This is a genomic window from Luteibacter sp. UNC138MFCol5.1, assembly GCF_900110505.1.
Classification (GTDB): domain Bacteria; phylum Pseudomonadota; class Gammaproteobacteria; order Xanthomonadales; family Rhodanobacteraceae; genus Luteibacter.
Map to the genome: position 1 here is coordinate 457,785 of NZ_FODZ01000004.1, position 23,366 is coordinate 481,150.

Below are 23,366 nucleotides of genomic sequence, written 5' to 3' on the forward strand. Positions count from 1 at the left end.
GAGAGGCCGTCCGGCCCTCGCGCGAAGGACAGGGGGATCGCATGAAAGCCGGGGATATGGCGGGTCGTGGCGGTGGCAGGGGTGGCAGGCGGGGTGGCCGGGGCGATGCGCGAACCGCGTCGCCCGGCCGGCGCGTCGCCGCCTCGGCCGTTCGGCCTATGCCCTCGCGCGCTCCCAACGGGTACGAGGCCACACGATGAACGACGCAGCAACCGCCGCGCGACACGACGCAACCACGGTGCATGGCCGCTTCGCCGACGTGGCGAAAGCCTGGCCGGCACGCGCCGCCGTCGTTTCCGATACCGCGACGCTGAGCTACGCCGAGCTCGACGCGCGCAGCGATCGCGTCGCCGCGTCGCTGGCCGCCGCGGGCGTGGAGCATGGCAGCTATGTCGCGATGCTGATGGATCGGTCGGTCGAGGCGATCGTGACGCTCTTCGGCGTGCTCAAGGCCGGCGCGGCCTATCTGCCGATCGACACGCGCTGGCCGGCGGAGCGCATCGCCTTCGCCCTGCGCGACGCGGATGTGGCGGCGGTGGTGATCGACGACGGGATCGGCTTCGATGCCGACGAGGTACCGACCTTCACGCTCGCCGGGCTCGAAGGCGGCACGTTCGGGGAGCTTGTCGCGAGCACCCGTTCGCGCGCGAGCGCGCTCCCACAGGAGGGCGCAAACCAAGGCGGCGATCTCGCGTATTGCATGTACACCTCCGGATCGACGGGCGTGCCCAAGGGCGTCGAGATCCGGCACGCGTCGATCCTGCGCCTGGTACTGCGTTCGGATTACATCGACTTCGACGCGCCCAGGATCCTGCACGCCGCGCCGCTGGGCTTCGACGCATCGACCTTCGAAATCTTCGGGCCGCTGCTCAACGGCGGTACGTGCATCGTCTACCTCGAGCGCGTGCCGACCGGTTGCGGTATCGCGCGCACCGTCGCGCGGCACGACGCGCAGGTCGCCTGGCTGACCGCCGCGCTGTTCAACGCGATCGTCGACGACGACGCGACGAACCTCGCCGGTCTTCGCACCGTGCTCACCGGCGGCGAGGCGCTCTCGGTCCCGCACGTACGCAAGGCTTACGCCGCCCTGCCTGCCACGAAGCTCATCAACGGCTACGGTCCCACCGAATGCACCACGTTCGCGACAACCTATCCGATCCCGCGCAACCTGCCGGAAGACCGGCCGGTGCCCATCGGTCGCCCGATCGGGGAGACCTCGGTGCACGTGCTGGACGCGGAGGGCAACGAAGTGGCACCCGGCGAAACCGGCGAGCTGTTCATCGGCGGCAGCGGCGTCGCGCGCGGTTACCTCAACCGCCCGGAACTCACGGCGGAGCGCTTCGTCGCCGGCGGCACGCGTTACCGCACCGGCGACCTCGTGCACTGGCTGCCCGACGGCAACCTCGCCTTCGTCGGCCGCGCCGACAGCCAGGTGAAGATCCGCGGTTACCGCATCGAGACCGGCGAGATCGACATGGCGCTGCGTGCCCTGCCCGGTGTCGACGCGGCGGCCGTCGTCGCACGCGAGGACGCGCCGGGCGAGAAGCGGCTGGTCGCCTACTACGTCACGCACGACGACGGCGTCACCGCGCGCGCCCTGCGCGACGCGCTGGCGCGCACGCTGCCCGATTACATGCTGCCCGTCGCATGGATGCGCCTCGACGCGCTGCCGATCAACGACAACGGCAAGCTCGACCGTCGCGCCCTTCCCCACCCGGACGGCGCGCGCCCCGAACTCGCGGCGCCGTACGTCGCACCGCGCGGCGCGATCGAGACGCGCGTCTGCGCGATCTTCGCCGAGGTGCTCGGCATGGCCGAGGTCGGCCGCGACGACAACTTCTTCGATCTCGGCGGCACGTCGATCCTTGCCACGCGCGCCATGGCGCGGGTGCACGAGGACGTGTCGCCGGTACCCACGCTCGTCGGTTTCTTCGCGCAGCCGACCCCGGCCGCCGTGGCGGCCACGATCGAGGGGCGCGCCACCCGTGGGGTCCTGGCAGGGCGCCTCGCGGGCGGCGCGCCGGCGGCGGGGGAGCCGGTGGCGATCATCGCCATGGCCGGCCGTTTCCCCGGTGCGCCGGATGTCGAGACGTTCTGGGACAACCTCTGCGCCGGCCGCGAATCGATCCGCTTCTTCGCACCCGACGAACTCGATCCCGCGATCGGCCAGGCCGAGCGCGACGAGCCGGGGTACGTCGCCGCACGCGGCGTCGTCGACGGCGTGGAGCAGTTCGACGCCGGTTTCTTCGGCATGTCGCCGCGCGAGGCGGAACTCACGGATCCGCAGCAGCGCCTGTTCCTCGAACTGTGCTGGGAGTGCATGGAGCGCGCCGGCTACGTGCCCGACGGCCAGGACACGCCGGTCGGCGTGTTCGGCGGCATGCACAACGCCACGTATTTCCAGAAGCACATCAGCGGCCGTCCCGACCTCATCGAGAAGCTCGGGGCGTTCCAGGTGATGCTCGGCAACGAGAAGGATTACCTCGCCACGCGCGTCGCGCACAAACTCAACCTCACCGGCCCGGCGATCAGCCTCAACACGGCGTGCTCCACCTCGGCCGTCGCGATCGCCCAGGCCTTCGACGCGCTGCGCGCGGGCCGCTGCGGCATGGCTCTCGCCGGCGGCTCGTCGATCGCCTGCCCGCCGAACAGCGGCTACGTGTCGCAGGAAGGCTCGATGCTGTCGCCGGACGGCCACACGCGCACGTTCGACGTCGACGCGCAGGGCACTGTCTTCAGCGACGGCGCCGCCGTCGTACTGCTCAAGCGCCTTTCCGACGCGCTGCGCGACGGCGATCCGGTCTACGCCGTGATCCGCGGCGCCGCGGTGAACAACGACGGCGCGGTCAAGGCCAGCTTCACCGCGCCGAACGCGGCCGGACAGGCGGCGGTGATCGCGATGGCGCTGGACGATGCCGGCGTGTCGCCGCGCGACATCTCCTATGTCGAAGCCCACGGCACCGCCACGCCGCTCGGCGATCCGATCGAGCTCGAAGGACTCACCGCGGCGTTCCGCGAGCACACGGACGATATCGGCTTCTGCGCGCTCGGCTCGCTCAAGAGCAACGTCGGCCACCTCGTCATGGCGGCCGGCGCGGCCGGCGTCATCAAGACCGCGCTGGCGCTGTGCGAGCGCCGGCTGCCGCCGTCGCTGCACTTCCGCGCCGCCAATCCGCGCCTCAACCTCGCGGAGTCGCCGTTCGTGGTGAACGACACGCTGCGTCCCTGGCAGACCGCCGGCGGCCCGCTGCGCGCGGGCGTGAGTTCCTTCGGCGTCGGCGGCACCAATGCTCACATCATTCTCGAAGAGGCGCCGGAGCGCGCACCGTCCGACGTCGCGACCGGCGCGCAGCTGCTCCTGCTCTCGGCCCGCACGCCCACCGCGCTCGGCGACGCCGCCGCCCGCCTCGCCGATCATCTCGCCGCGCATCCGGAAGGCAACCTCGCGGACACCGCCTGGACGCTGGCGCGCGGCCGCAAGGCCTTCACCCAGCGCACGCATGTGGTGGCGCTTTCGGGGAGCGACGCGGTCGCGAAGCTGCGCGACATCGCCGCGGCGGCGACGTGCCGCACGTGCACCAGCCCCGCACCGGGTGTGGTCTTCCTCTTCCCCGGACAGGGCTCGCAGTACGCCGGCATGGGCCGCGAGCTGCACGCCACCGAACCGGTCTTCCGCGCCGCGCTCGACGAGGTCGCCTGCGCCCTGCGCCACGAACTCGCCTTCGACCTGCGCGACCGGATGTTCGCGGACGATGCGGATGCGCTCAGGGCCACCGCCCTGACCCAGCCGGCGACGTTCGCACTCGAATACGCACTGGCGCGCCTCTGGATGAGTCTCGGCGTGACGCCGGTCGCCATGATCGGCCACAGCGTGGGCGAGTTCACCGCCGCCGCGCTGGCTGGCGTCATGCCGCTCGCCGATGCCGCCAGGCTGGTCGCGCGGCGCGGCCGGATGATGCAGGCGCTGCCCGCGGGATCGATGCTTTCCGTTCGTCTGGGCGCCGCGGAACTGCGCGCGCGGCTCCCGGACGTTCTTTCCCTGGCCGCCGAGAACGCCCCGAACGCCAGCGTCGTTTCGGGCGCGACGAACGACGTCGACGCCTTCCGCGCGACCCTCGAGGCCGAGGGCGTCGCATGCCGCGTCCTGCACACGTCGCACGCCTTCCACTCGGCGATGATGGATCCGGTGCTCGAGGCCTTCCGCGACGAAGTCGCGAAGGTCGCGCTCGCCGCGCCATCCACGCCGATCATCTCGACGCTCACCGGTGTCGGCCTCACGGCGGCGGAGGCCATGTCGCCCGATTACTGGACGCGCCACCTGCGCCACACCGTCCGCTTCTCGCCGGCGCTGTTGCACGCGCTCGACGACGGCCATCACGCGTTCCTCGAGGTCGGTCCGCGTCCGAGCCTCGCCCTGCTGGCTCGCCAGCACTCGCAGAGCCGTGGCCGGACCATCGTCGCCTCGCTCGGCGACGGGGCCGGGGACGAACGCGCCGCGTGGCTGGGCGCCGCCGGTGCGCTGTGGTCGGCGGGCGTCACCGTCGCCACCGACGCCTTCGACCATCGCGAGAACCGCCGCCACGTGCGCCTGCCCACCTATCCCTTCGAGCGCAAGCGGCACTGGATCGACGCCCGCCTGCCCGCGTCCGTCACGCCCATCGCCAGCGTCGCCGCGCCGGTCGTGCCGTCCGCCACCACCCCCGCCGTCGTCCCGGAGTCCCCCATGCCGATGCCTTCCGCTCCTGCCACCGATCGCCCGAAGCGCCTCGCCGGCGAACTCGTCGCCCTGTTCGAGGATGTTTCCGGCGCCGAGCTCGAAGGCGTCGACCCGTCCGCGAACTTCGTGGAACTCGGACTCGATTCGCTCTCGCTCACCCAGGTCGCGCTGCAGCTGCAGAAGACTTACGCACTCAAGATCACCTTCCGCGAACTGATGGACGGCTGCTCGTCGTTCGAACGGCTCGCGGCGCATATCGATCGCCTGTTGCCGGCTGAAGCCCAGCCGGCGGCGCCCGCGACGGCGGCCCCGGCCGCACCGGTCGCGGCGGCGGCACCGGCGGCGATCGCCGCCGGTGGCGGACTGGTCCAGGACGTGATCGCGCAACAGATGCAGATCATGCGGGAACAGTTGGCGTTGCTGGCGGGAGCCGCCGCTCCCGCGCCCCAGCCCGTGGCGACCGCGAACACCGCTCCGCCGGCCTCGCCGACCGGCGCCGGCAGCGTCGGCGAAGCGGCGACGGCACCGGCCGGCCTCACGGCCGCCAACGACGAGGAAGCCGCCCTCGCCCACACCACCTACGACGTGAAGAAGGCCTTCGGCGCCATCGCGCGCATCCACCACGCGAACACCGACCTGACATCTCGGCAGCACGCGCGGCTGGACGCCTTCATGCGCCGCTACATCGAGCGCACGAAGGCATCCAAGGCGTACACGACGGAACACCGCGCGCACCTCGCCGATCCGCGCGTGGTCAACGGCTTCCGGCCGCTCCTGAAGGAAATCGTCTACCAGATCGTGATCGAGCGCTCCAAGGGTTCGAAGGTGTGGGACCTCGACGGCAACGCCTACGTCGACGCGCTCAACGGCTTCGGCATGAACCTGTTCGGCTGGCAGCCCGACTTCGTGCTCGACACGGTGCGCGACCAGCTGGAGGCCGGCTACGAGATCGGTCCGCAGCATCCGCTGGCCGGCGTCGTCGCGAAGCAGGTCTGCGACATGACCGGCTTCGACCGCGCCGCGCTGTGCAACACCGGCTCGGAGGCCGTGATGGGTTGCGTGCGCGTCGCCCGCACCGTCACCGGCCGCGACACGCTGGTGATCTTCACCGGCTCGTACCACGGCATCTTCGACGAAGTGATCGTGCGCGGCACGAAGAAACTGACCTCGGTGCCGGCCGCGCCGGGCATCCTGCGCAACACGTCCGAGCACGTCCTCGTGCTCGACTACGGCACCCCGGAAGCGCTGGCCATCATCCGCGAGCGCGCCTCCTCCATCGCCGCCGTGCTGGTCGAGCCGGTGCAGAGCCGCCGCCCGGACTTCCAGCCCGTCGAGTTCCTGCGCGAGCTGCGCGCGATCACCGAGGAAGCCGGCTCGCTGCTGATCTTCGACGAAGTGGTCACGGGCTTCCGCGCCCATCCGCGCGGCGCGCAGGAAGTGCTCGGCATCGACGCCGACATGGCCTCGTACGGCAAGGTGGTCGGCGGTGGCTTCCCCATCGGCGTGATCGCCGGCAAGCGCCGCTTCATGGATGCGCTGGACGGTGGCCACTGGCAGTTCGGCGACGACTCGACGCCGACGGTCGGCGTCACGTATTTCGCCGGCACGTTCGTGCGTCACCCGCTGGCCCTCGCGGCGGCGCACGCGGTGTTGAACCACCTGGCCGAACAGGGGCCGACGCTGCAGGCCTCGCTCAACGCGAAGGTCAGCGCGATGGCCGACGAGCTAAACGCCTTCTGCGAGAGCGTGGGCGCGCCGGTGCACGTCGTCCACTTCGCTTCCGTGTGGAAAACGAGCTTCACCGAGGACCATCCGCTGCAGGACCTGCTCTTCGCGATGATGCGCAGCCGCGGCATCCACATCCTGGACAACTTCCCCTGCTTCTTCACGACCGCGCACAGCGACGCCGACTTCGCCGCCATCGCGACCGCGTTCCGTGAATCCATCCTCGAAATGCAGGAAGCCGAATTCCTGCCGCGCCGCCGCGAGGCCGCCGCCTTCGACGCCAGCCAGCCGCCCGTGCCGGGCGCCCGGCTGGGCAAGGATCCCGAAGGCCGGCCCGCGTGGTTCGTTCCCAACCCGGATGCGCCGGGCAAGTACCTGAGGGTTACCGCATGACGCCCAACGAGCTGGCCGCCGCCACGGCGGTCGACTACGACCCGTTCGCCGGCGCGCCGCTCGCGCGCCTCGTGCCGACGACGGCCGCGCAGCGCGAGGTGTGGCTGGCATCCCGGCTGGAGCCGGAAGCCTCGCTGGCGTACAACGAGGCGATCGCGCTCACCCTCAAGGGCTTGCTCGACGTGCCGGCCCTCGAATGGGCCCTGCAGGGCGTCGTGGATCGCCACGAAGCCCTGCGCGCCACGTTCGCCGGCGACGGCGAAGGCATGTTCGTCGCCGAACACGCCACGCTGCCGATCGCGTTCCACGACGTCTCGCTGCTCGCGCCGTTCGAAAGCGACGCGCGCATCATGGCGGCGTACTCGCGCATCGTGACCACGCCGTTCGACCTGGAGAACGGCCCGCTCGTCCGCGCGGAGCTGTTCCGCCTGGGCCACGACCGCCACCTGCTGACGATCGCCGCGCACCACATCGTGTGCGACGGCTGGTCGTTCGGCGTGATCGTCCGCGATCTCGCCGCCCTTTACGCGCAGCGCACGGGCAAGGGCGAAGGCCCCGCCGCGGCGGGCGCGTTCTCGAACTTCGCGTTGGCCGAGGCTGCACACGCCGGCAGCGAGACGGCCCGGGAGGACGAAACGTACTGGCTCGACCGGTTCGCCGGCCCGGTCCCCGTACTCGACCTCCCTACGGACCGCTCCCGTCCCCGCCGTCGGACGTTCACCTCACGGCGCGAAGACCGCATGCTCGATGCCGTGGAAGTCGCCGGAATCAAACGTCTCGGCGCCTCCCATGGAGCGAGCTTCTACGCGACGCTGCTCACGGGCTTCGCGATCCTGCTCCGCCGCATCGCCGGACAGGACGACGTCGTGATCGGCATCCCCACCGCCGGCCAGGCGGCGGAAGGCCTCGACAACGTCGTCGGCCACGCCGTGAACGTGCTGCCGCTGCGCGCGTCGATCGCCGGGACGGCGACGTTCGCCAGCGTGCTCGGCAACGTTCGCAACGACCTGCTCGACGCCTTCGACCACCAGCGCTACACGCTCGGCAGCCTGCTCGCGCGCCTCGCGATCGCGCGCGACCCGTCGCGCCTGCCCCTGGTCGCGGTGCTGTTCAATCTCGATGCCCAGCTCGACGAATCCACCGTGACCTTCCCCGGGCTGCGCTTCGACCTCGAAGCGGTACCGCGCGAGTACGAGAACTTCGAACTCTTCGTCAACGCGGTGCAGGTCGATGGCGGTCTGCGGCTGGAATGCCAGTACAACGCCGACCTCTTCGACGGGGCCACCGTGCAGGGCTGGCTCGACGCCTACGCGACGCTGCTGCGCGAAGCGGCGATCGATCCGGCGGAACAGGCGCTGTCGCTGCCGCTGGTGTCCGACGCCGTGTACCGCGAGCTCGCGGCGCTGCAGCCGGCTCCCACGCCGTTCCCCGAACTGCGCCTCGCGCACGAGTATTTCGAACAGCAGGCCGACCGCGCGCCCGATCGCGCCGCCGTGCGCCACGCCGACCGCGCCCTCACCTATGCGGCGCTCGAGTCGCGCGCCAATCGCGTCGCCAACGCGCTGCGCGCGCGTGGCGTCGGTCACGGCCAGCTCGTCGGCCTGTCGCTGGGCCGCGGCGTCGACATGGTCGCCGCCGTCCTCGGCGTGCTGAAGTCCGGCGCGGGCTACGTGCCGCTGGACCCCGCGTTCCCCGCCGACCGCCTCGCCTTCATGGCGCAGGACGCCGCGCTCGCCGCGCTGGTCGTCGACGACGATGCGCCACTGTCGTTCGCGTTCGACGCCGACCGCGTCCTCGCACTGAACAGCGACGAGGTCGCCCGCGCCTCGTTCGAACGGCCGGAACGCAACCGCCGCGCCGCGACGCCCGATTCGGTCGCCTATGTGATCTTCACGTCGGGATCGACCGGGCGCCCGAAGGGCGTCCGCGTGCCGCATCGCGCGGCCGGCAACTTCCTCACCAGCATGCAGCGCGTGCCTGGCATCGCACCCGACGATCGCCTCGTGGCTGTCACCACCCTGTCGTTCGACATCGCGTTCATGGAACTGCTGCTGCCGCTGACCAGCGGCGCGGAGATCGTCGTCGCCGGGCGCGACGACGTGCGCGACGGCGGCCAGCTGCGCCGCCTGATCGAGGAGAGCGACGCCACGATGATGCAGGCGACGCCGGCCGGCTGGCGGCTGCTGGTCGATGCCGGCTGGCAGGGCCGTCCCGCCTTCCGCGCCGTCTCGGGCGGCGAGCCGCTGCCCGTCGACCTCGCCGAAGCCCTGCTCGACCGCTGCGGCGAGGTGTGGAACGGCTACGGTCCGACCGAGACCACGGTGTACTCCACCTACTGGCGGGTGTCCGATCCGCGCGAAGGCATCTACATCGGCCGGCCGATCGCGAACACGACCGTCCACATCCTGGACGAGCGCGGCAACCACTGCCCGCTCGGCGTGCCGGGCGAAATCCACATCGGCGGCGCCGGCGTCACCCTCGGGTACCTCGACCGTCCCGAGCTGACGGCCGAGAAGTTCGTGCCGGACCCGTGGTCGGAAGCGCCCGACTCGCGGATGTACCGCACCGGCGACCGCGGTCGCTGGCTGAGCAATGGCCTGCTCGAGCACCTCGGCCGCCTCGATTTCCAGGTGAAGGTGCGCGGCTACCGCATCGAGCCGGGCGAGATCGAAAGCGTCCTGGCCGACGTGCCGACGGTCGCGCGCGCGGTCGCGATGGCCCGCGAGGATCGTCCCGGCGACGTCCGTCTCGTCGCCTACGTCGTGGGCCGCGACGGCGCGATCCCCGACGAGGACTCGCTGCGCAACGCCCTGCGCGCGCGCCTTCCCGATTACATGGTGCCGCAGCACATCCTCGTGCTCGACGCGATTCCGCTGCTGCCCAACGGCAAGATCGACCGCAAGGCACTGCCGCCGCCGATCGCCCAGTCGATGTCGGCATCCGGCGAGCGAATCGGTCCGCGCAACGAGGACGAGCGGCGCGTCGCCGCCGCCATGGAAACGGTGCTCAGCCTCCCCGACCTCGACATCCGCGACGACTTCTTCGCGCTCGGTGGTCACTCGCTGCTCGCCGCGCAGCTGACGGCGCGTCTCAACCGCGAGTTCGGCGTGACGCTCTCGTTCCGCACGCTGTTCGACGCGCCGACGGTCGAGCAGCTCGCCGCCGCGATCCGCGCGCAGGTCGCCACGGGCACCGCGCCAGCGACCGCCCCGATCGGCCATCGCGACGACGCGGCGCAGGACCACGCCCCGCTCTCGCTGATGCAGCGCCGCCTGTGGGCGCTGGAGCGCATGCATCCGGGCCGCGTGACGTACAACGCGCCGTCCGCGCACCGCCTGCGCGGCGCGCTCGACGAGGCGGCCTTCGACATGGCCTTCCAGGCGCTGATCCAGCGCCAGCCGATCCTCCGGACGTCGTTCCACGACACCGGCAAGGAGATCGTGCAGGTGGTCGCGCCGCGGCTCGAGTATCCGCTCTTCCCGGCCGAGGACCTCAGTCACCTGCCGGAAGATGCGCGCGAGACGCGCCTGATGCAGCGCCTGCAGGAGCTCACCGACACGCCGTTCGACCTCGGCAGGGCGCCGCTCTTCAGCGCCCGCATGTTCCGTCTTTCGGACACCGAGCACGCGCTGTTCTTCATGCCGCACCACATCATCTGGGACGGCTGGTCGTTCGACATCCTCTACAACGAGCTCTCCGCGCTCTATCGCGCGTTCACGGCGGGACAGCCCTCGCCGCTCGCGCCACTGCCGGTCACCTATGGCGATTTCGCCGAGTGGCACACGCAGTGGCTCGAATCGCCGGCGTTCCAGACGCAGCTGGCGTTCTGGCGCGAACGCCTCGCGCAGATGGGCGACGTGCGCGCGCTGCCGACGGATCATCCGCGGCGCCCCGGCATGTCGGGCCTCGGCCGCACGGAGTGGATCCGGGTGTCGCGCGAAGAGACCGATGCCATGCACGAGGTCGCGCGCCAGGCCGACGCGACGCTCAACATGACGCTGCTCGCGCTGTACTACGCCATGCTCTCGAGCTCGGCGGGCCAGCACGAGCTCGTGGTCGGCACCCCCGTGCGCGGCCGCAACCAGACCGAGGTCGAATCGGTCATGGGCTACTTCAACAACCTCTTGCCGCTGCACGTCAGCGTCGATCCCGCCCTGTCGTTCCTCGAGTTCGTGCGTCACGTGAAGCGCACGGCGATCGAGGCCTTCGGCCATCCCGACGTGCCGCTGGAATACCTGCAGCGCGAACTGCGCGTCGGCCAGGGCGCGGGCGCCACGCTCTACCAGGCCCTGTTCTCGTTCCAGGACGCGCGCCAGCGTGTGGTCGACTGGGCGGGACTGGCGCACGAACAGATCCTGCTGTTCCAGAGCGGCGCCACGGAAGACCTGGGCCTGTGGTTCCTCGAGGGTCACGCCGGCATGGTCGGCGGCGTCACTTACAACGCCGACCTGCTGCGCGCGGACACGGCACGCATGATGCGCGAACGTTACCTCGGCATGATGCAGGCGGTCGTCGCGAACCCGTCCATCGCCGTCGGCTCGCTCACGGCCGCCACGCGTGCCGAGCGCGAGCGCATGCGCGACTGGAATGCCGGCGCCGCGACGGGACGCCTGCCGGAAGACCTCGTTTCCATGGTCGAAGCCGGCGCCGCGGCGGGCGCCGCCGTGGCATCCGACGCGGTGGCCGTCGTCGATGGCTCGCGCGAGACGACGTACGCGTCGCTGCTCCGCCGCGCGACGCGCATGGCGGTGCTCCTGCGCGAGCGAGGCGCCGCACCGGGCCAGGTGGTCGGCCTGTGCGTCGAGCTCGGCAGCGATCGCATCGCCGGCCTGCTCGCCATCGCGATGACCGGCGGCACGGCGCTCCTTCTCGACCGTGCCGACCCGACCGCGCGCCTGCGCGACATCCTCGCCGACGCGCGCATGACCGTGCTCATCGGCGACGCGGCGCTCGAAGCGACCCTGGACTGGCCGCGCGCCTGCGCGCTGTGGCTCGACGCGGACCATGCCGAACTCGACGGCGCGATCGTCGACGGGTTCGCGCGCACGGCGATGGATCCCGACACGCCGGCGGTGGCCTTCTACGTTCCCGGTCCGGATGGCAGGGCGCGTGGCGCCGCGCTGTCGCACCGCGCGCTCGCCGGCACCGTCGAGGGCCTGGCGGACGCGCTCGGCATCGAGGCGGGCAAGCGCATTTCCGGCGACGCGCTCGCCTCCGATCCGATGTCCGCGATCGAGCCCTTGCTCGCGCTGGCACAGGGTGCCACCTGGGTCGTGCACGACGAACACCGTCTCGAGCATGGCGCCGGAACCGGCCTCGACCTGCTCGCCGCGACACCCGAAACCTGGCAGGCGCTGATCGACCACGGCTGGAACGGCGACGATCGCCTCGTCGCCGTCGCCAAGGGCGGCACGCCCACGCCGCAACTGGCCACGCGGCTCGCCGCGACCACGCGGGCGCTCTTCACCCTGTTCGGCGACACGATGTCCGCGCCAGTGGCGACCTGCGGCCGCCTGCACGGCGACGCCGGCGCGCTGCACGAAGGGCGTCCCGTCGCCAGCACGGAACTATGGATCCTCGACGACGCCGGCGAACCCTGCCCCATCGGCGCGACCGGCGACGTCGCCGTGGCGGGCTCCACGCTCGCCATGGCCTTCGGACACCGCGCGATCGGCGAACGTCAGCCGGGCGACGACCGGCTGCAGCGCACCGGCTACCGCGGTCGTTGGCTCGCCGACGGTCAGCTGCACGTGCTCGACCGCGCGGATCGCCGCCTGCGCCGTCACGGCCTCGATGTCGAGCCGTCGGCGATCGAGACGCTCCTGCTCGCCCAGGCGGGCGTGGTGCGCGCGCTCGCCGTGGCGCGCACCGATGCCAACGGTCTTCCGCGCATCGACGCGTACGCGGTCGGGGCGCCGGGCAATCCGCCGGACGCGGACGGTCTGCGTGCCGCGCTGGCGTCGTGGCTGCCGGCGTGGTCGATGCCCGCGCACCTCGTGATGCTCGACGCGCTTCCGCTGCTCGCGACCGGCGAGATCGACACGGCCGCGTTGCCGACGCCGACGGAACCACGCCACGGCGGCCCGGCAGTGGAAACGACGGAGCCACGCAGCGAGAGCGAGCGGCTGCTCGCGTCCGTATGGACCGAGCTGCTGGGCATGACGCGCGTGCGCACGAGCGACAACTTCTTCGACGTGGGCGGCCATTCGCTCCTCGCCGTGGACATGGCCGCGCGCGTGCAGAAGCTCACCGGCGTGCAGCTGAACCTGCTCGACATCGCGAACGGCACGCTCGGCACGCTCGCCGCCGAGCTGGCGGTCGCACCGCCCGCTCCGACGGCCGCACCGAAGCGCGGCCTCTTCAGCCGCCTCCTCGGGCGCGGCTGAGCGGGCGCCCGGGGGGAACGCCGACATGACCCACATCGCCTGGTTCGTCTGCTGGACGTCCGCGCTGCTGCTGGTCCACGTCTTCGTGGGCTATCCGCTGATCGTGTGGCTCCAGGCACGGCTGCGTCCGCGGCCGGTCGCCAGGCAGGCGATCCTGCCGCGCGTGAGCATCGTCGTCGCCGTCCACGACGGCGAGCGCTACCTGCGCGCGAAACTCGTCAACCTGCGCCAGCTCGACTACCCCTCGGAACTCGTGGAGATAGTCCTCGTCTGCGACGGTTGCCATGACGGCACCGTCGGGATGGCACGCCGTTCGACGGATCCGCGGCTGACCGTGATCGAGCACCCGGAACGTCGCGGCAAGGCCGAGTGCCTCAACGACGCCGTGGCGGCCTCGACCGGTGACGTCCTGCTTTTCACCGACATCCGGCAACGCCTCTCTCCCGTAGCGCTCCGCGAACTGGTGGCGAACCTCGGCGATCCGACGGTCGGCGCGGTGGGCGGCGAGCTGCACATGGAAAACGTCCGCACCGGCTTCGCGCAGGGCGTGGACTTCTACTGGCGCTACGAAAAGACGATCCGCCATGCCGAGAGCCTGTCCGGCTCCACGATCGGCGTGAGCGGCGCGCTGTACGCGATGCGCCGCTCCTTGTTCCGTCCGCTGCCACCGGGCACTGTGCTCGACGATGTCCTCGTCCCGATGCGTGTCGCGGCGCAGGGCAAGCGCGTCGTGTTCGAACCGAGGGCCATGGCGTGGGACCAGCCGTCGCAGGTGCCCGAGGACGAACGGCGCCGGAAGATCCGCACGCTCGCCGGCAACTTCCAGCTGATGCAGCTGGCGCCCTGGCTCCTCGCGCCGTGGTCGAACCCGCTCTGGTTCCGCTTCGTCAGCCACAAGGTGCTGCGCCTGCTGGCGCCCTGGCTCATCGTCGCGCTGACGGTCAGCAGCGGCCTCCTCGTCACGCGCCATCCGATGTACGCGCTGGCGTTCGGCGGACTGGTCGGCGGCCTGCTGCTCGTCGGCGTCGCACGCCTTCGCCCGCCGCTCGGTCGCCTGCTGCCGCTGCGCATCGCCGTGGCCTTCTTCTACCTCAACCTCTTCGCCGCCCAGGCACTCCTCGCCTTCGCACGCAACCGCAGGCTCCATCTATGGTGAACGACATGACCACGCGCGGCGCGCCCGGCATCCGCGGCCGGCTCGGCGAACTGTGCTATTCCAGCGGCCTGCTGCATTCGCTGCAGCGCGTCCGCGCCTGGTGGCAGCGCGACCTGCGCATCCTCGCCTACCACCGCGTGATGCCGCTGCCCGATCCGGACACCTACGAGTTCGACCTCGAGCTCATCAGCACGCCACCGGCGGAGTTCCGCGAGCAGATGCTGCGGATCAAGCGCTATTTCCGGCCGATGCGCCTGACCGACATCGTCGCCGCGCTCGACGCCGGCGAGGCGCTGCCGCCCGACACCGTCGCCGTGACGTTCGACGACGGCTACGACGACAACTATCGCATCGCGGCCCCTATTCTCGACGAGGTCGGCGTGCCCGCCACCTTCTTCGTGTCCACGGGCCACATCGACAGTGGCCGGCCGTACGCGTACGACTGGCTCGTCCACATGATCCTGCTGACCCGGGCGGAGCGGCTGGTGCTGCCGGAGCTGGGCATCGACATCGCGCTGCCGTCCGTTCGTGCCCAGCGCCGGCGTATCGCCGGCAACGTGCTGCTGCGCATGAAGTGGCTCGACGCCTTCGGCCAGTCCGCGATGATCGCGAGGCTCGAAGCGGAGTGGGACATGCCATCCGCGCAGGCGCGGCCCGTGGACTGCCGGCCCATGACCTGGGCGCAGGCGCGCGAGATGGAATCGGCGGGACTCGAATTCGGGTCGCACGGCGTGCACCACCGCATGCTCGCGCGGCTGCCGCAGGACGAGATGGTCCGCGAGATCCGCGAATCGAAAGCCACCCTCGATCGCGAGCTGCGCAATCCGGCCATCCTGATGTCCTACCCGGTCGGTGGCGACCGCGCCTATAACGACGCCGTCGTCGACGCCACCCGCAACGCGGGCTTCCAGCTCGCATGCAGCTACGTCTGCGGCACGAACGCGGAGCCCAGCGAGAACCGTTATTCGCTGTATCGCCTGCCGGTGGAGAGCAACATGGGCCCGGGCTGGTTCGCCGCGATGCTCGCCCTGCCCCAGCTGATGAGCTATCCCACCGCGGCCCACCAGGCCACCGGACCGGCGGGGCAACCATGTTCCCCCTGATCCTCCTCTATGTGGTGCTGACGATCATCCGGCCGCAGGATTACGTGCCGGGTCTCGACACCGTACCGATCCTCCCGGTCGTCCTGATGCTCGCCTTCGTCGCGTGGCTCGCGTCGAAGGCGAAGACGTTCGAGGCGCCGCAGTTCGTCATCCTTCCCGCGTTCCTGCTGATCCTCATGATCTCGCAGGTCACGAACGGGTGGAGCGGCGGCGCCGTCGACGAACTCGCCCGCTTCGGTCCCGTCGTGATCGCCTTCTTCGTGTTCGGTGCCGCGTGCAGCACCCAGAAACGGGTGCGCATCGCCATGGTCGTCTTCGTGGCCTGCGCGTCGGTGCTCGCACTGCACGGCGTCGAGCAGGCGAAGACGGGCATGGGCTGGACCGGGATCCCACTCGGCGAAGGCGGCCGCATCCAGTACGTCGGCATCTTCAACGACCCCAACGACCTCGGCCTGCTGTTCGCCGCGACGCTGCCGATGGCCGTGTTCCTCGGCCGCCGCGGCGCCGGCGCGATGCGCTTCGTCTGGCTGGGCGCCGCGATGCTGCTGCTCTACGGCACCTACCTGACCAATTCGCGCGGCGCGATGCTCGCCGTGCTGGTCGTCGCGGGCTGTTACCTCTGGTACCGCAAGGGCATCGTGGTCGCGGGAACGCTCGGCGTGCTCGGGCTCGCCGCCATGAAGCTGCTCTCGTCGCGCATGGACGAGCTCGACGCGGGCGAGGAATCGGCTGCCGGCCGTGTCGACGCCTGGTACGCGGGGCTGGAGATGTTCCGCGAGAATCCCGTCTTCGGTGTCGGCGCCGGTAACTTCACCGAGTACAACGACCTCACCGCCCACAACTCGTTCGTGCTCGTCCTCGCCGAAACCGGCTTCGCGGGGTTCGTGCTGTGGCTCGCCTTCGTCGGCTACGGCTTCTGGATGATGCTCTCCATCGTGCGCCACCGCCACGTGCCGTCCGGCGACCCGACCGTCGAGGCGCAGTGGACCACCGAGCGGCAGATGGCGCTGACGCTGCTGCTGTCGCTGTGCGGCCTGTTCGCGGCCGCGTTCTTCCTGAGCCGCAGCTACATGGTCGTCCTCTACCTCATCGCCGCCCTCGTCGCGGGCCACTACGTCGGCGCGCGCCGCCGCTGGCCCGACCTGCCCGCGTTCCGCCTTTCCGACGGCGGCTGGCGCTGGGTGCCCGCGGGCGCCTGCGGCGTCTTCGGCCTGTTCGTCCTCGTCGCCGTGCTGCTGCGAACCACATGAAGACCTACGAGACATTGCTGCGCCACGTCCTCTGGCCCGCCTACGAAGGCGGCCTCCGCCGTCGCGAGACGCCGCGGCACATGCATCGCTACGAGCGCGACCAGTGGCTCGCGCCCGCGGAGGTGCGGACGCTGCAGTTCGAGCGCCTGAAGCGCCTGCTCGAGTGGTGCTGGCGCGAGGTGCCCTACTACCGCCGTCGCTGGACGCAGGCCGGCATCGCGCCCGGCGACATCCGCAGCCTCGACGACTACGCGCACCTGCCCGTGCTGACGAAGGCCGACATTCGCGACAACGCGGAGGACATCAAGGCCACGTCGCTGAAGGATAGCCTCGGATACAAGGCCACCGGCGGCTCCACCGGCGAACCGCTGCGCTTCGGCTTCACGCGCGAAAGCAACGATCGCCGCGTGGCGGTCATGTGGCGCGGCTACGGCTGGGCCGGTTCGCGCATGGGCCGGCGCACGCTGTTCCTGTGGGGCGGCGCGGTCGGCCAGCGCAGCGTCGCGCACCGGATGAAGGACCGCGTGTACAACGCCGTCTTCGCGCGCCGCCTGCTCGACAGCTTCCACATGAGCGAGTCGACCATGGCGGATTACGCGGACGCGATCGACGACTACCGCCCCGAGGTCGTGGTCGGTTACGTGGGGCCGCTGGTCCGCCTCGCCGAGTGGCTGCTCGCGAACGGGCGCCAGGTGCATCGCCCGGCGTCGATCATCGGCGCGGCCGAGGCGTTGCATCCGTTCCAGCGCGAGATCATCGAGAAGGCCTTCGGCGCGCCGGCGTTCAACACCTACGGATGCCGCGAGTTCATGCTCATCGCGTCCGAATGCGAGCACCGGCAGGGGCTTCATGTGAACGCCGACCACCTGCTGGTCGAAACGCTGGACCCCGATGGCATGCCCATCCACGCGGGCAGCGGCGAGGTCGCCATCACCGATCTTTTCAACTACGGCATGCCGTTCATCCGTTACGTCAACGGCGACATGGCCACCCATGCGACGGACGCCTGCCCCTGCGGACGCGGCCTGCCGCTCCTTGCGTCCGTGGACGGGCGCAAGCTCGACGCCATCCGCACGCCGGCGGGTCACGTCCTTCCCGGCGAGTTTTTTCCGCACATGCTCAAGGACGTTCCAGGCCTCGCGCGCTTCCAGCTCGTGCAGCGCCGGCTCGACCGGCTCGACCTCTCCATCGTGCGCGGCCGTGGCTTCGAGGACGCCTCGCTCGACTACATCCGTCGCGAGGTGTCCCGGGTGCTGGGCGACAGCGCCGAGCTGCACTGCCACTTTGTCGACGACATCCCGCTGACCCGCAGCGGAAAGCTGCGCGTCACCGTTTCGGAGCTGGCCCCGTGAACATCACCCACTTCGTCGAGAACCTGAATCGCGGCGGCCTCGAACGCATGGTGCTGGATCTCGTCAAGGAACAGCACCGCCTCGGCCATAAGGTCCAGGTGGTCTGCCTGTTCGAGCGCGGCACGCTGGCGGTGGAACTGGACGCGCTCGGCGTGCCGGTCACCGCCTGCCACAAGCGCAAGGGCTTCGACCTGCGCGCCCTGGGCCGTGCGCGTGCCGCGCTGGCGGGGCATTACACCGAGGTCCTGCATACCCATAACGCCGTGGCGCACTACCAGGCCGTGCTCGCCAGCGCCGGCATGGGCATCCGCCAGGTCGTCAACACCCGCCACGGCATGGGTGCCCAGCGCAAGCCTGGCCGGCGCGAATGGCTGTTCCGCCGCGCGCTCAAGGCCACCGACGCCGTGGTCGCGGTGTGCGAAGCCGCCCGCAGCGACGCCGTGCGTCGCGGCATCGCACCGGCGGCCAAGACCTGCGTGGTGCCCAACGGCATCGTGCTCGACGGCTTCGACACGGCGTCGGACGCCATGCACGAGCGCCTCGCGCACATGATCCGCGTGCCGTCCGGCACGCGGATCATCGGCACGGTCGGCCGCCTCAACTGGGCGAAGGACCAGGCCAGCCTGATCCGCGCCTTCCGCATCGTCCGCCACGCGCGGCCCGACACGGCGCTCGTGCTGGTCGGCGACGGGGAGTTGCGCGCGACGCTGCGCGCCGCCGCGTTCGACGAAGGCGTCGCCGGCTGCGTGCACTTCCTCGGCGACCGCGACGATGTGCGGGAACTGCTGCAGGGCTTCGACGTGTTCGCGCTGTCGTCGGTGACCGAGGGTTATTCGATGGCGCTGCTCGAGGCCTGCGCCGCCGGCCTGCCGATCGTCGCCACCGACGTCGGCGGCAACGCCGAGATCGTCCGCGACGAGGCCACCGGACGCCTCGTGCCGCCCTGCGACCCGCCCGCGCTGGCCGCCGCGATCCTGGAGATGCTGCACGCCTCGACCCGGGCGAACACGCTCGGGCGCGCCGCGCGCGCATGGGTCGAAACGCATGGCTCCATGGAGGCCATGGCCGCGCGTTATGGACAGCTCTACTTCGGCGACATGGAGACCACCCGATGAAAATCCTCGTGGTGACCAACCTCTTCCCCACACCGTGGGACCCGCGCCGCGGCGCGTTCAACCGCCAGCAGTTCCAGCGCCTCGGCGACCGCCACGACGTCGACGTGCTCACCGCCGTCGACTTCCGCGAACGCGCGGGCGGTCCGAAGGAAGACGTGCGCGTCCCCGGCGTCCGCGCCGATCACTTCACGTTCTACCACCCACCCGGCTTCGCGCGTTTCCTCAACGCCTTCTGCTTCTTCGCCTGCATGATGTGGCAGCGCGGTGGCGAACTGCGCAGGGCCCGCTACGACGTGATGCTCGCCAGCTGGGCGTATCCCGACGCCGCCGGCGCAGCGTGGGTCGCACGGCTTCTCGGCATTCCCTACGTGGTGAAGGTGCACGGCAGCGACCTCAACGTGCAGGCGGAATCGCGCCTGCGCCGCCCGCAGATCCGTTCGGCGCTGCGCGGGGCCGGCGGCATCATCGCCGTCAGCCGCGCGCTCGCGGCCAAGGCCAACGCGCTGGGCGCGCGCCGCGAAGCGGTCGAGGCGATCTACAACGGCGTGGACACGAAGCTCTTCCACCGTGGCGACCGCCGCGCGGCGCGCGCGCGTCTCGGGTTGCCGCCCGAGGTACCCGTCGTGCTGTACGCCGGCAACCTGAAGGCGACGAAGGGCTGCCATGACCTCATCGAAGCGTTTCCCGCGCTGGTCAGGCGCCACCACGACGCACGCCTCGTCTACGTCGGGGACGGTCCGTGCCGCGCGAACCTGGAAGACCGCGCCGCGTCGCTGTGCTGCGCGCCCGCCGTGCGCTTCGCGGGCGCCGTCGACCATGCCGCGCTGGCCGACTGGTTCGTCGCCGCCGACGTCCTCTGCCTGCCGAGCCACAACGAAGGGGTGCCCAACGTGATCCTCGAGGCCATGGCCTGCGGCACGCCCGTGGTCGCCAGCAGCGTCGGCGGCATTCCCGAGGTGCTGCCCACGCACGCGGGCATCCTCGTCCCGCCGCACCAGCCGCACGAGCTCGGCGTGGCGCTGGTCGAAGCCTTCGAACGACATTTCGATCCCGCGGCGATCGCGGCGCACGCCGCCACCTTCCGCTGGGACGAGAACATCGACCGGCTGGAGCGTATGCTCGGCCGTGTCGCCGCCGGGTCCCCAGCCCATCTTGGCGCGAACGCATGAACTGGAAACCGAAACGACAGGACCTGCTCGGCCTGCTGCCCGAGAGGCTGGTCATGACGCGCACGCGCGACGCCGCGCTGCGCTACCTGAGCTTCGACGACGGCCCCGAACCGGGCCACACTCCGAAGCTGCTCGACACGCTCGCCCGCCACGAGGTCAAGGCCAGCTTCTTCCTGGTCGGCGAGAAGATCGAGCAGTACCCCGAAATCGTGCAGCGGATCGTCGCCGAGGGCCACATGATCGGCAACCATTCGTACAGCCACTGGTCGTTCGACAACATGAACCTCACGAAGCAGCTCGACGAGGTCTACCGTACCGACGCCCTGCTGCGCCTGTTCGACGACCGTCCCCACCATCGCATGCGACCGCCGCACGGTTACGTCGGCGCGCAGCTGCTCGCTCACTTCGCGAGGCGCAAGCGCAGCCTGGTGTACTGGTCGTACGACAGCCTCGACTACCAGGACCGGCCCGTCGAGGCCCTGATCGCCCGCCTGCGCGACGATCCGCCCGCGCCCGGCGACATCGTGCTCATGCACGACGACAGCGACAAGGCCGCCGACGCGCTCGACGTGCTGCTGCCGGAGTGGCTCGCGCAGGGCATGCGCTTCGCCGCGCTGCCCGGGAGCGCCCGGTGAGGATCCTCTACCACCACCGCACGCGCGGCCGGCACGTCGAAGGCGTGCACATCCGCGGTATCGTCGGCGCGCTGCGCGAGCTCGGCCACGACGTGGACGTCATGTCGTTCCCCGGCGCCGATCCGGAACGCGAGACCGAAACCACGGCGACGCCCGGTCGCGGGCGCCTCGCCGGCCTCGTCACCCGCTTGCCCGGCGTGGTGTTCGAGCTCTTCGAGCTGCTCTACAACGCGGTGACGATGCTACGCATGCGTCGCGCCTGGCGCGCCGCCCCGCCGAAGCTCATCTACGAGCGCTATTCGCTCTTCCTCTTCGCGACCATCTGGATGGCCCGCCGACGCGGCATCCCCGTCGTGCTCGAAATCAACGATTCGGCCCTCGTCGACCGCGTCCGCCCCCTCACCATGAAGCGCCTCGCGCGTCGCATCGAGGGCTGGTGCCTGCGCCACGCCACGGGTCTGGTGTTCATTTCGACGTACTTCCGCGACCTCGCCGAAGCGGCCTACGGCGACATCGCGCCGAGCGTCGTCTCCCCGAACGCGGTCGACCTGCCGCGCTTCGATCCGGCGAAGTTCGATCGGGAGCGCCTTCGCGCGCAGCGCGGACTCACCGGCCGCACGGTGTGCGGCCACATCGGCGCGTTCGCGCACTGGCATGGCGTCGACGGATTCGTCGAGGCCATCGCCAACCGCCTGGACGCGGTCCCCGATCTGGCGCTGGTCTTCGTCGGCGACGGCAAGACGCTGCCCGCCGTGCGGACGCTGATCGCCGCGCGGGGCCTCGCGGACCGCGTGCTGCTGCCGGGCCGTGTCCCCCACGAAGAAGTGGCCAGCTGGATCGCCTGCATGGACTATGCCGTCCTGCCGAATTCCAACCACTACGGCTCTCCCATGAAACTGTTCGAGTTCATGGGCATGGGGGTCGCCGTGGTCGCGCCGGATTACGCACCGGTGGCCGAGGTGATCGCCGATGGCCACACGGGCTGGCTGTTCCCGCGTGGCGACGCCGCGGCCTGTGTCGAGCGCGTGCTCGAACTGGCGCAGCGTTCCGACGAACGCAGGCGCGTGGGTGACGCCGCGCGACACTACATCGCCAGCGAGCGGCAATGGCGCAACAACGCCGAGCAGTTGCTCACGCTGGTCCCGACCGGAGCCAACGCGTGATCGTCGCCACCCTGCTCGTGCTCCTCGTGCTCGCCGCCGCGGCGCTCACCGTCGCCATCCGCGCGCGCAACATGCAGTACTGGCTCTGGGGCTACCTCACCCGGCGCAAGCCGCCGCGCGTCGATAGGCCGGTGCACGTGCTGTTCTGCTTCGTCGACCATTTCGAGCCGAACTGGGGCCGCGTGGACATGGACACGCAGCGCCGTCGCGTCGACCGCTGGTGCACGGAATACCGGGCCATGGCGTCGCGCCATCGCGACGCCGACGGCATCATGCCGCAGCACTGCTTCTTCTACCCCGAAGAGGAGTACGTCGAGGAACACCTCGACAAGATCGCCGCGCTCTGCGCCGACGGCTTCGGCGAGATCGAGATCCACCTGCACCACGACAACGACACGCCCGAGAATTTCGTCGTCACCATGGACCGCTTCAACCGCCTGCTGCACGAGAAGCATGGAGCGCTCCCGCGCGATCCGGTGACAGGCCAGCTGCGCTTCGCGTTCATCCACGGCAACTGGTGCCTGGACAACTCGCGGAAAGACGGCCGCTGGTGCGGCATCGACAACGAGCTGGTCCTGCTGCGCGACCTGGGCTGCTACGCCGATTTCACCCTGCCCTCGGCTCCCAGCGATACACAGACCCGCCTCTCCAATGCGATCTATTACGCCACCGACGACCCGCACAAGCCGAAGTCGCACGACACCGGCGTGCCCATGCGCGTCGGCGGCGCGCCCACCGGCGACCTGCTCATCATCCAGGGTCCGCTGGGCCTGAACTGGAAGGACCGCCGCTTCGGCATCATTCCGCGCATCGAGAACGCCGATGTCCGCCGCGGCTGCCCGCCAACGAAGACCCGCGTCGATCAATGGGTACGCACTGGCATCCACGTCGAAGGCCGCCCCGAGTGGGTGTTCGTCAAGGTGCACACCCACGGCACGCAGGAGCGCGACATGGACACCCTCCTCGGCAAGCCCGTCGACGACATGCACACCTACCTGGAAACGGCGTACAACGACGGCCGGCGCCACGTGCTCCACTACGTCACGGCGCGCGAGATGTACAACATCGCGAAAGCCGCCGAGGCAGGCATGACGGGCGATCCCGGCCGGTACCGCGACTTCGAACTGGGCAAGCCGGGCAAGGTGGAGGTCCCACCGTCGCTGGCGGTCGTGTAGCGCTTTCGTCGATGCCGCCATGGCGTC

General features: G+C 70.6%; 11 protein-coding genes. All 11 read left to right on the plus strand.

Annotated elements, in window-relative coordinates; all coding sequences use genetic code 11:
* Positions 1 to 196: 196 nt before the first annotated feature.
* Genes BMY69_RS14110 through BMY69_RS14160 form a run of 11 tightly spaced genes read left to right on the plus strand, consistent with a single transcriptional unit; the run spans position 197 to position 23,339 of the window.
* Positions 197 to 6,835, plus strand: a complete 6,639-nt coding sequence (locus BMY69_RS14110) for a type I polyketide synthase (protein ID WP_090179359.1) — start codon at positions 197 to 199, stop codon at positions 6,833 to 6,835.
* Positions 6,832 to 13,221: a non-ribosomal peptide synthetase gene (locus BMY69_RS14115; protein WP_090179362.1), complete on the plus strand. Its 6,390-nt coding sequence runs from the start codon at positions 6,832 to 6,834 to the stop codon at positions 13,219 to 13,221. Before BMY69_RS14110 ends, BMY69_RS14115 begins: the two co-directional genes overlap by 4 nt.
* A gap of 25 nt (positions 13,222 to 13,246) precedes the next feature.
* A complete protein-coding gene (locus BMY69_RS14120) occupies positions 13,247 to 14,377 on the plus strand; it encodes a glycosyltransferase family 2 protein (RefSeq protein WP_090179364.1) in 1,131 nt (376 codons plus the stop codon).
* A 5-nt stretch (positions 14,378 to 14,382) separates the two neighbouring features.
* On the plus strand, positions 14,383 to 15,480 hold the full coding sequence (locus BMY69_RS14125; protein ID WP_255364563.1) for a polysaccharide deacetylase family protein: 1,098 nt from the start codon (positions 14,383 to 14,385) through the stop codon (positions 15,478 to 15,480).
* Positions 15,468 to 16,730, plus strand: coding sequence for an O-antigen ligase family protein (locus BMY69_RS14130; RefSeq protein ID WP_090179368.1), 1,263 nt, complete (start codon positions 15,468 to 15,470; stop codon positions 16,728 to 16,730). The genes BMY69_RS14125 and BMY69_RS14130 overlap by 13 nt, the downstream gene beginning before the upstream one ends.
* Positions 16,727 to 18,082 carry a phenylacetate--CoA ligase family protein gene (locus BMY69_RS14135; protein ID WP_090179370.1) on the plus strand — a complete coding sequence of 452 codons (1,356 nt, stop codon included), beginning with the start codon at positions 16,727 to 16,729 and terminating at the stop codon, positions 18,080 to 18,082. The genes BMY69_RS14130 and BMY69_RS14135 overlap by 4 nt, the downstream gene beginning before the upstream one ends.
* On the plus strand, positions 18,079 to 19,197 hold the full coding sequence (locus tag BMY69_RS14140; protein WP_090179373.1) for a glycosyltransferase: 1,119 nt from the start codon (positions 18,079 to 18,081) through the stop codon (positions 19,195 to 19,197). Before BMY69_RS14135 ends, BMY69_RS14140 begins: the two co-directional genes overlap by 4 nt.
* A complete protein-coding gene (locus BMY69_RS14145; protein WP_090179376.1) occupies positions 19,194 to 20,366 on the plus strand; it encodes a glycosyltransferase family 4 protein in 1,173 nt (390 codons plus the stop codon). Before BMY69_RS14140 ends, BMY69_RS14145 begins: the two co-directional genes overlap by 4 nt.
* A complete protein-coding gene (locus BMY69_RS14150; protein WP_090179379.1) occupies positions 20,363 to 21,001 on the plus strand; it encodes a polysaccharide deacetylase family protein in 639 nt (212 codons plus the stop codon). The genes BMY69_RS14145 and BMY69_RS14150 overlap by 4 nt, the downstream gene beginning before the upstream one ends.
* Positions 20,998 to 22,164, plus strand: a complete 1,167-nt coding sequence (locus BMY69_RS14155; protein WP_090179382.1) for a glycosyltransferase family 4 protein — start codon at positions 20,998 to 21,000, stop codon at positions 22,162 to 22,164. Before BMY69_RS14150 ends, BMY69_RS14155 begins: the two co-directional genes overlap by 4 nt.
* Positions 22,161 to 23,339, plus strand: coding sequence for a hypothetical protein (locus tag BMY69_RS14160; protein WP_255364564.1), 1,179 nt, complete (start codon positions 22,161 to 22,163; stop codon positions 23,337 to 23,339). Before BMY69_RS14155 ends, BMY69_RS14160 begins: the two co-directional genes overlap by 4 nt.
* The last annotated feature ends 27 nt before the right edge of the window (positions 23,340 to 23,366 follow it).